This is a genomic window from Microcoleus sp. S36a_B3 (assembly GCF_036700745.1).
Lineage (GTDB): Bacteria > Cyanobacteriota > Cyanobacteriia > Cyanobacteriales > Microcoleaceae > Microcoleus.
Window position 1 is genome coordinate 2606 of record NZ_JAUBPN010000057.1, and the last position, 9894, is coordinate 12499.

Annotated in this window: 6 protein-coding genes and 1 pseudogene; 3 read left to right on the forward strand and 4 right to left on the reverse strand. The window is 46.8% G+C overall.

The window, feature by feature from the left end; translation table 11 throughout:
* The coding region (locus QUA01_RS26825; RefSeq protein WP_333265945.1) for a CHAT domain-containing protein at positions 1–1777 on the forward strand (1777 nt) is incomplete at its 5' end.
* Between the two features lie 285 nt (positions 1778–2062).
* Here QUA01_RS26825 and QUA01_RS26830 read toward each other — a convergent pair.
* The 4 genes from QUA01_RS26830 to QUA01_RS26845 all read right to left on the reverse strand — a co-directional run bounded on the left by QUA01_RS26830 (position 2063) and on the right by QUA01_RS26845 (position 7429).
* Positions 2063–2542 carry a hypothetical protein gene (locus tag QUA01_RS26830; protein WP_333093530.1) on the reverse strand — a complete coding sequence of 160 codons (480 nt, stop codon included), beginning with the start codon at positions 2540–2542 and terminating at the stop codon, positions 2063–2065.
* Between the two features lie 304 nt (positions 2543–2846).
* On the reverse strand, positions 2847–4964 hold the full coding sequence (gene ligA, locus QUA01_RS26835) for an NAD-dependent DNA ligase LigA (protein ID WP_333093531.1): 2118 nt from the start codon (positions 4962–4964) through the stop codon (positions 2847–2849).
* Positions 4965–5086: 122 nt separating this feature from the next.
* Positions 5087–6151 (reverse strand): vWA domain-containing protein, encoded by a 1065-nt coding sequence (locus QUA01_RS26840; RefSeq protein WP_333093532.1) that lies wholly within the window; start codon positions 6149–6151, stop codon positions 5087–5089.
* Positions 6152–6448: 297 nt separating this feature from the next.
* Complete coding sequence (locus QUA01_RS26845) at positions 6449–7429, reverse strand: Npun_R2479 family HD domain-containing metalloprotein (RefSeq protein ID WP_333093534.1); 981 nt, start codon at positions 7427–7429, stop codon at positions 6449–6451.
* A gap of 393 nt (positions 7430–7822) precedes the next feature.
* On the opposite strand from QUA01_RS26845, the gene QUA01_RS26850 reads away from it, so the two are divergent.
* Entirely contained in the window at positions 7823–9580 is a 1758-nt protein-coding gene (locus tag QUA01_RS26850; protein ID WP_333093535.1) for an alpha/beta hydrolase, read from the forward strand.
* A gap of 183 nt (positions 9581–9763) precedes the next feature.
* Positions 9764–9894, forward strand: a pseudogene (locus QUA01_RS26855) (photosystem II q(b) protein); the annotation flags it as partial.

The following is a 9894-nucleotide window of genomic DNA, read 5'->3' on the forward strand; positions in this document are numbered from 1 at the left end:
AACTGCGACTCCCCCTGAGGTTGTAACTGCGACTCCCCCTGAGGTTGTAACTGCGACTCCCCCTGAGGTTGTAACTGCGACTCCCCCTGAGGTTGTAACTGTCACTCGCCCTGAGGTTGTAACTGTCACTCGCCCTGAGGTTGTAACTCGCCCTGAGGTTGTAACTGTCATTCCCCCTGAGGTTGTAACTCCCCCTGAGGTTGTAACTATCACTCCCCCTGAGGTTGTAACTCCCCCTGAGGTTGTAACTATCACTCCCCCTGAGGTTGTAACTCCCCCTGAGGTTGTAACTATCACTTCGATCGCTCCTACGGAAAGACAAGAGCCCGCACGGCAACCCCCAACCCTCGATCCCAAAGACTTTCAAGGCCCCGAATTTCGATCGCTAGACAATCCCGTTGTTGCTGCTGTCGATCGAGTTTTAACCCTCGATCGCACTATCACCCGTACATTACCCCCGGACTTAGTACCACCCTCACCACCATCACCAGAACCGCCAATAGTCAACCCCACTTCTAATTTAGTTCTGGGATATGTTCCGTCTCCCGATCAACTTTTTGAAGGTAACGACATAGAAAAAACAATCTCGGGAATCGAAGAAATGAGGAACCAAGAATTTGGAGAATACCTGGGGGTAAAAGGCAATCTCCCAGAAGAAAAAATCTTGATTGCGACATTACAACAAACGTTAAATAAGATCGAACAGCAAACCGGCAAACGGTCTGGTATTATCTACATAGTCTCGCGAGACAAACAATTAGAACTAATTTTAGTCCCTCCCGTGGGACGGCCGATTCACTACAGCGTCCCTGAAGCCAACAGAGCAGCTCTTTTCCCATTTGTTCAGGAGTTGCAGGCTGAAATCACCAGTCCGGGAAAACGCGGTACTACCACTTATCTACGCGCCGCCCAGCAATTATATAAATGGGCGATCGCACCCCTAGACAAAGACTTAAAAAACTTAGGAATTCAGACTTTGTTACTGTCAGTCGATCCCGGATTGAGGAGTATGCCCTTTGCCGCTTTGCACGACGGTAAAGGCTTCTTGATTGAAAAATACAGTTTCAGCCTCATTCCGAGTTTTAGCTTGACTAATAGCGATTATAAAGCAGTTACAGATGCCACAGTGCTAGCAATGGGAAGGTCAGAATTTGTTAACCAAAAACCCTTGCTCAGTGTGCCGATCGAATTACAGGCGATTTCCGCTCAGTGGCATGGGCCATCTTTCCTCAATTCGACTTTCACTTTAGATAATCTCAACTCCGAACACGCCAAAAGAGGATTTCGGATAGTTCACCTAGCAACCCACGCTGACTTCCAACCGGGAAAACCAAGCAATTCTTACATTCAACTGTGGAATTCCAAATTGCAGCTCGATCGCCTAGAAAGTTTAAATTGGCGCAATCCGCAGGTAGACTTATTAGTATTAAGTGCTTGTAGAACAGCCTTGGGCGATGGGGAAGCAGAGTTAGGTTTTGGAGGTTTAGCGGTAAAATCCGGCGCGAAATCTGCTTTAGGGAGTTTGTGGTATGTTGACGACGGAGGCACTTTGGCGCTGATGAGCGAATTTTACCATCAGTTGCGAGGAGCCACAACGAAGGCAGAAACTTTGCAACTTGCTCAACAGGCGATGATTGCTCATAAAGTTCGGATGGAAAACGGGCAGTTAGTAACAACAGCGGGCAAATTGAATTTACCGGCTGACTTACAACAAAACCAAGATTTTTCTCATCCTTACTACTGGAGCAGTTTCACCCTAATCGGAAGTCCTTGGTAAGAAGGAAGTTCGGCAACGAGCAATGTACGGGATGTAACGGATGTAACGGATGTAATTCCGTCGGAAGATGGAAGTTCGGCAACGAGCAATGTACGGGATGTAACGGATGTAACGGATGTAATTCCGTCGGAAGATGGAAGATGGAAGATGGAAGATGGAAGAAGTCAAGGGTAGGATGCGTCAGGAAAGGTGATTTTCAATTATCACTCTCATCTCATTCTGACGCACCATTTATTCTTGCCATCAGAATCATATTTTTCCGATTACCAAGCGAGTTAAAAATTATCAAGAAGCAGAACCTCTTGGCCCTCCTTGTTTCACGTTAGGCGCTGCGGTTCCGTAATTGACGCGACAACCGATGTTTAACAAACTAGAACTGCATTCGAGAGGGACAATTTGCTGGTCGAGGAGAGCGCTGCAACTTACATACTGGTCGTTATTAGTATCTCTTACCATACATTCGATCGCCCTAGCGCCCGATCGACTCGCCCAACTCTTCATACCTGCCACTGCAATCATGTGCTGCCAGTAAAACCAAAACAGGAACACTCCAAACAGTACGGCCACTGCTAATCCTGCTTTAATCTTCCAACTGCCAAGGATATTTCCCAAGCTACTTTTTAAGTTTTCCGTCATAGAAATAGAGGTTTCGGAACTTATTTCTGGAGGCGGCAAATTGGTTTGTGTTTGTTCTGGGATTTCCGACATCACGTAGCTCCTCTGATTTTTGCGATTTGCTGGGAATTGCCGGAGGCGATGGTGCACTCTTGCAAATTATCTCAGATTTTAGCAAAACTCGTCTGTACTGGCAACCTCAAAAAGCAGTAGCGCCCTGGAAGTATGTATATTTTATCGATCGCGAGCGCGATTTCTATGCCTTTTGAGGTATTGCACAATTCGCGTTAGCGGAGCCCTCGAAGAGGATCGGCTATTTTGTACCTAGGGAAATAGAATTGTTGGCGATGTTCTTTGAAAACGGCTGAAATGAATCAGCTTTTTTGCGAACCGCAGAGGGCGCAGAGGGCGCAGAGAAAGAGCAAACAGAGATATATTGACTTTCACCAATCATTTATGGTTTCGATAGCAGTTCTAATAACTCAGATTCCGAAAGTAGTTTTACCCCCAAAGATTGAGCTTTTTCTAATTTAGAACCCGCATCTTCTCCCACAACCACATAATCAGTTTTAGCACTAACAGAACCTGTAACTTTTCCTCCAGCTTTGACAATTAAATCTTTGGCTTCATCTCGTTTCAGAGTCGGCAAAGTTCCAGTCAGCACAAAGGTTTTACCAGCAAATTGTAAATTTATATCGGCTAAATTCTGAATTTTCACTTCTGAGTGCAATTGCAATCCCGCAGTTTTTAACCGTGCGATTAAACTTTGATTTGCCGGAACTCGAAACCACTGAGAAACCGATTGTGCAATCTCCGGCCCGATGCCGTACACGCCCTCAATCGCAGCGGCCGATACTGCGGCCAACTCTTCCACATTTGCAAACCTTTCTGTCAGCAATTGAGCGTTGACACTACCAACGTGGCGGATTCCGAGGCCGTAAAGTACCCGCGAATAAGGTTGATTTTTCGATTGGGCGATCGCACTTACCAACTTTTGGGCCAACTTCTTACCCATGCGTTCCAAACCCATCAATCTTTCCGCAGTCAAATCGTACAAATCCGCCGCAGAATTTAGCAGATTGCTGTCAACCATCTGCTGCACCAACTTTTCCCCAACACCGTTAATATCCAAAGCATCCCGGCTGCAAAAATGAATTAGCGAGCCCCTCAAAATCGCCGGACAAGACGTATTGATGCAGCGAGTAACCGCCTCCCCTTTTTCCCGAACCACAGGCTGCGCGCATTCGGGACAGCAACTAGGCATTTGAAAAAGTTGAGCATTTTCGGGGCGAAGTTCTGTTAAAACTCGCACAACTTCTGGTATAATTTCCCCAGCTTTTCTGACAATCACAGTATCGCCAATGTGGAGATTTAGCTCGGAAAGTCGATCGCTATTGTGGAGAGAAGCGCGCGAAACCGTGGTTCCAGCCAACTGCACCGGTTTGAGTTCCGCTACAGGTGTCAGAGCTCCGGTTCTCCCTACTTGTACGGTGACTGCTTCTACAATTGTAGGGACTTCGGCCGCCGGATACTTCAGGGCGATCGCCCAACGCGGAAATCGTTGAGTAAAACCCAATTGTTTTTGCAGAAAAACCGAATCAATCTTAACAACAACCCCATCGGTCATGTAAGGCAAATTTCGCCGCTCAGTATCCCAATATTCGTAATACTCGCGAACCTCATCCAAAGCATAGCAAATTTGGCGATTGGGATTCACCTTAAACCCCATTTTTCGCAACAACTCCAAAGATTCCCACTGCGTGTCACCCTCATTCCCCTCATCTAAATACAGAGTATAAGCAAAGAAATCCAAGCGCCGCTGATCCACAATTTTAGAATCCAACTGCCGCAGCGTACCCGCCGCCGCATTCCTAGGATTAGCAAACAATTGTTCCCCCGCTTTTTCCCGTTCCCGATTAATTTCCTCAAACACAGCCAAAGACAAAAAAGCCTCTCCCCGCACTTCCACCACAGGCGGCGGATTATCTAAATTCAGCTTGAGAGGAATCGAACGAATAGTCTTAACATTTTGAGTAATATCCTCTCCCGCAATGCCGTCTCCCCGCGTCGCACCGCGAACTAAAACCCCATTTTCATAGGTTAACGCTAAAGCAGAACCGTCAATTTTTAACTCGCAAACATAGGAAACCCCCCCCAGCCCCCCCTTGCTAAGGGGGGGAGTAATTTCTTTGTTTTCTTCGTTGCTAAGAATAGGCGTAATTCCATCTTGTCCCCCCCCTTGATAAGGGGGGGTTAGGGGGGGTGCAATTCGCTGCCAGCGTTCCTGCCATTTAGCAAATTCCTCAAAATTAAAAGCATTTTCCAAACTGTAGAGAGGAATATTGTGTTTGACACTAAAAAATTGAGTAGCCGGCTTTTCTCCCACGCGCTGAGTCGGACTTTCGGCAGTAATTAATTCAGGATAATCTGATTCTAACTCTTGTAACTGTCGATAAAGGCGATCGTACACCTCATCAGCCATAATCGGCGCATCAAGAACATAATAAGCATAACTAGCTTGCTGTAGCTGATCCCTCAACTGTTTAACTCGCTGCTGAATGTCTGGTTGCATATTAACTTAAAAGTGTATATTTTTTAACCGCAGATGTGTAGGACAAACAAATCACAAACACAATAAAAATGTTAGCATTATCTACCTCAATCTGCGGTTGTTGTTTGGACGTTTAAAATCGATTAACGATCCCAATCTTCAACTTCATAAAGGAAACGAGTCCCCCCCATCAGCTTGCGATTCGCCGAGGTACTTTGCACAAAAACCGCATACTTTTCTAGATTGCTCGGTTTGAGGCGCACAGTCTCCCCCATTGGCAAACCCAACATTTCTCGCGCCGCTTCTCCTTCAAATAAATCCCCAGTCGAACGCTCCATCAGCACAATTTCTTTCTTACCTTGGATAGTTTCTGTTTTAGTAAACTCATAAAACCCGCGCCCGGTTTTAAAAGCCAAACCATTCTCCAGCACAAAAGCTTTAATTGAAATCTCGTTATCTACTTCTAGAATCTGAAATCTCCCCGGTTTGACAGCTCGCAATTCGGCTGATTCGTAAACAGCAGCGCCTTCCCGCTTCAGCATGGTATCAAACATCTTGTTTAATCCGCGACTCATGCGACCTTCACTGACAACTTCTTGCTCGTAAGCTTGCAGTTGTTCGTTAGATGACTGTTGGTAACAAACTGCTAAAAACAAATCTGTAATGTAGGAAAATTGGTCGAGATTGAGGTGAAAACCGCCAGACTTTTCGGCTAGTTCTTTGTAGAATAAAGTAGCATGATTACGGTTGAGAGCTTGGATGCCGTAAACGGCAATTCCCATCTGTGCTAACTTATCTACTTCCTGACGCCAGTTAAGTTTTTGAGGAGTTTGAGCGGGTGCGTGGGGGATGTCATCGCCAATGAGTACCAATGTTTTGGAATTAGTTGGAGTCCAAGAAAGTGATTGAGCTTCGTGCAAGACTAATTCATAACATTCTGGAGCATCGCCACCGCCAGTTGGTTCTACATTTTGCACAAAATTGCAAATCTTGTCGGCATCGCCCGACAAATCGAGGTGTTTAGTCACGTAAGTGCTGCCAGCATCGCAATAGTCCCCGTGAGCAATAATGCCAATGCGAATGCCAGGAATTTCATCAAGCAGTCTTGTCACCGTCTCTTTAATTTTCCGGCGAACTTGCGTCAAGCAAGGATACATACTGCCAGTTGTATCAAAGCTAAAAACGACTTCTATGTTGTTGGTTGTCATCACTTAACTCTCTCTAAACAACAAGGATTTCTTAGGAACAAGACTTGAATCTTTTAAACATTTGTTACATTTTTCTATCTTCAAAAGTGGTGGAGTAAAGAGAGGCAGAACTTCTGGATATGCCTTACCAGGTAGAGCCTGGTAACGAGCAAACGAGCAAACGAGTAAGTAACAATTATTTAATTGTCATTCCTTAGTTATATTATAACTCAATAAAAAAATTCAGCAGCTCTAGATTTACCATTTGTTGTAATTATAACTGGCGTTTATAGCTGCTGAATTATATCGATAAATCTCTCACAAATTTAGATCGGCAAACTCGCTAAATTTCTTGTTATCCCCGGAGGTAGAAAGTTGAAGGCGATCGTTGTTGTGTTCGCCGTTCAAGTTGTTATTAGCACGGGATTTAATTAATTCTTGAGCGTTTGTTTTGTTGAAAGCGAGCGGTTCAGCGTGTTCTACTTGAAACACGTTAGCGTAGAGGTTGGCAATAATTTGTTTGCCGCCCTGGGTTAATTCCAAGTAGTTCAAAGCTGCTGGAATGTAAGGAAAAACTCCGTTCCAATAAAACTTGGCGTAATTTTGTCGCAAATCTCCCGGAGAATTGTAGCCCAAGATTTTATTAGTGCCGACTTCTTCAAATTCGTAGAATAGCGCACTGATTTTTCGCAGGTAATTGGGGTCGCTCAACTGACCGATCAAATCGGCGGCCCTGGCTAGTCCAGAATAATTGTTTCTGTCTTGATGAGTTTCGCTAGCAGGAACTGGGAAGCGGGTCAATTCAATATTGCGCTTGATTTGTTCGGCATCAATTAAGGTGTGGCCACCGAAGCGTTCGTCAATTACGAGTTTTCCTCGATCGACATGATAAGCAGTTAAACTGGCAGAAGTAGCGCCGACCGGTACAGAAACCATGCCCCCGTCAATACCCGTAGCGTAGAGTCCGACAGCTTCTTGGTCTTGGCGACAAACACCTTTCACGTAGCCGATATCGTGGCACAGCAGCGAGATCAGGTAGTGCAGCCAATCTTCCGGCGACACTCCCCCTTCGCGAATATGCTTACCCCGCAGAATTTCTTGCCCCACCAATGCCACGAGCATTGTGTGTTCCACATTGTGGTACAAAGCATCGCAGTTAGCGATATTTTCCAGAGCCATCGTCCCCGCCCAGGCGATAATTTCTGGATAGTCAGGCTTGTACTTGCCGTAGGTGCGGCGGTAGCCGGCCTGCAGCTCTTGCACAAAAGCGTCAATCAGGATAGCAGTTGCATTGAACATGATAAATTTTCTCATTCAGACTCTAGTTACAAACTCGATCGCAAATATGTTGGATAGCTGAAAAAATAATCAATGGGCATAACCGTAGGTTTGACCCCTCGCCCAAAGATGGATAGAAGCCCCCGAATTTTGTTGTTCTGTGCCCTAAATTTTAGACTTTTGTTCCTGCTTTGGCGATTCCTCTGTCCAGGAAATTTAAAATCTCAAATCGACTGACCCCGGGCGCGTTGAATTAAAAATTTCGGAAGAATGTTTTCAGGTCATAAAATTACTCTCAGACTATGCTTCCCACGATAACCTAATTTCCGAAGCAACTGATAGATTTTTGGGCATTAAATGTTGGCGAAACAATTTAGACCGTTTCACCGACTAATTAATTAGAATGTGCTAGGTATGAAAGTTATGAACTGTCTGTTTCCGAGTCTCTCTACTGCTGCCCTTCGCACTCGGCGGTCGATCGCCCCCAAATACCTAGGATTGTTTGCATTCACTGCTGTTTGCACCGCTGCACCAGCTTTCGGGGCCGAGCGAATCTACGTAACTTACGGACCGCTAGAAGAATCAGTTCCGATCGAATCTTTGGCACTATTCGCCAAAGAAGGCAAAATAGACTCGAACTTGGACGGCTTTGCTCAGTACGCCAAAAAAGCTCAGCTAGCTCAGATTCGCAGCGCCCTGCAAGCGAAAGCTGAAATCAGCCCCGTGACGATCGCCCAATTCCTCTACACGCCTCAAGGAGAAGTGCTGCTGGAACGCTTGGGCCGAGTAGTTCAAACCAAAGCTCGGCAGCCCGGATTTTATGCCATCCGAGCGGCCCTGATTTTAGCAGCCGCCGATCCAGAAGGCCTGACAATTCTCAACGTGCTGCAAAAATTCCCTACTTACGGCATCAGGATTGACGTTGCGCGCGCCTTGGGTATCGCCGATAACCTGACATCGCTGATCAACCGTTCCAATCGGGCGATCGCCGGAGTCATCAAGTTGTCGGAAGCAGCAGCAGCCTCTGAGCCAGCGATACCGCCTGCAGAAATGCTACAGCCCCAGCTACCGGGGCCCTATACTTGGAAAAAATCATCGGTAACTCTGACGAGTCCAAATCGCGATCGCACCTTTGATATGGACATTTACCTGCCGCTGCAAAGCCCGCAACCGGCCCCTGTAGTAGTAATTTCTCACGGTTTAGGTTCCGATCGCACTTCCTTCGAGTATTTAGCCAAACAGCTAGCCTCCTACGGCTTTGCCGTCGCCGTTCCCGAACATCCAGGCAGCAACGCCCAACAAATCCAAAATCTAGTAACAGGCAAAACCAACGAAGTAACAGAACCAGCGGAATTTGTCAACCGCCCCCTGGACATCAAAGATTTGCTCGATTATTTAACCAAACTTTCGACTACCAATCCTGCCTACCGAGGGCTGCTCGACTTGGAGCGAGTCGGCATCATCGGCCAGTCTTTCGGTGGCTATACAGCTTTAACATTAGCCGGAGCGGGGATTAACTTTGCCCAGCTAGAAAAAGACTGCCAGCGACAAAACGAAACTTGGAACCTCTCCCTGCTGTTGCAGTGCCGCGCCCGCAGCCTAGATCGCAACCAGTACAATTTCAGAGATCCGCGCATCAAAGCTGCGATCGCCATCAACCCGATCGCCAGCAGCATTCTCGGAGAGACAAACCTCAGCCAAATAAAAATCCCAATCATGGTAGTCGGAGGCAGCGCCGATACAGTCGCCCCAGCTTTGCTCGAACAAATTCAACCTTTCACTTGGCTGACATCGCCCAACAAATATTTGGTACTGATGAACAACGGGACTCACTTCTCAACGATCGAGGATTCCCCTCAAAGCGTATTTCTGCCACCACCAGATGTCATCGGGCCCGAACCTGCTTTAGCCCGCCGCTACGTCAACGGACTCAGCGTAGCCTTCATGGAAACCTATTTGAACAACAAATCAAATTTCCGCCCGTATTTACAGCCGAACTACGCTCTAAGCATCTCGCGAGACACTCTCGGACTGAGAATTTTGCGATCGCTCACCCCAGAGCAACTCCAGCAGTTCAGCAGTGCGCCACCAGCTCGAAATCCTGCGCCTCCACTGCCGATCGAGCCACCTCCTGTGCCTTCTCAACCTCCGCTACCACCGGTTCCCCGTTAAGAGGTAGGATGCGCCAAAGACCGCCGCGTGATGTATTTTCCCCCTGGCAGCAGGGTTCATCAGCTTTCCTTATCATTTTCATCAGTTTAACTGTCGCTACAGGCCTTTACAAACCTTCATGGCATCGTTAATAATAGAGACATCATCCGAACATTGACAACCAAATAACGCAATCATAAACACATGACAGCCACTTTACAGCAGCGCGAAAGCGCTAACTTGTGGGACCAGTTTTGTAACTGGGTCACCAGCACCGACAACCGCATCTATGTAGGTTGGTTCGGCGTCCTGATGATTCCTACACTACTGACAGC

Coding starts and splice junctions, on each gene's coding strand:
- ligA (WP_333093531.1), bottom strand. CDS start 4,964: ATGCAACCAGACATTCAGCAGCGAGTTAAACAGTTGAGGGATCAGCTA.
- QUA01_RS26840 (WP_333093532.1), bottom strand. CDS start 6,151: ATGACAACCAACAACATAGAAGTCGTTTTTAGCTTTGATACAACTGGC.
- QUA01_RS26845 (WP_333093534.1), bottom strand. CDS start 7,429: ATGTTCAATGCAACTGCTATCCTGATTGACGCTTTTGTGCAAGAGCTG.
- QUA01_RS26850 (WP_333093535.1), top strand. CDS start 7,823: ATGAAAGTTATGAACTGTCTGTTTCCGAGTCTCTCTACTGCTGCCCTT.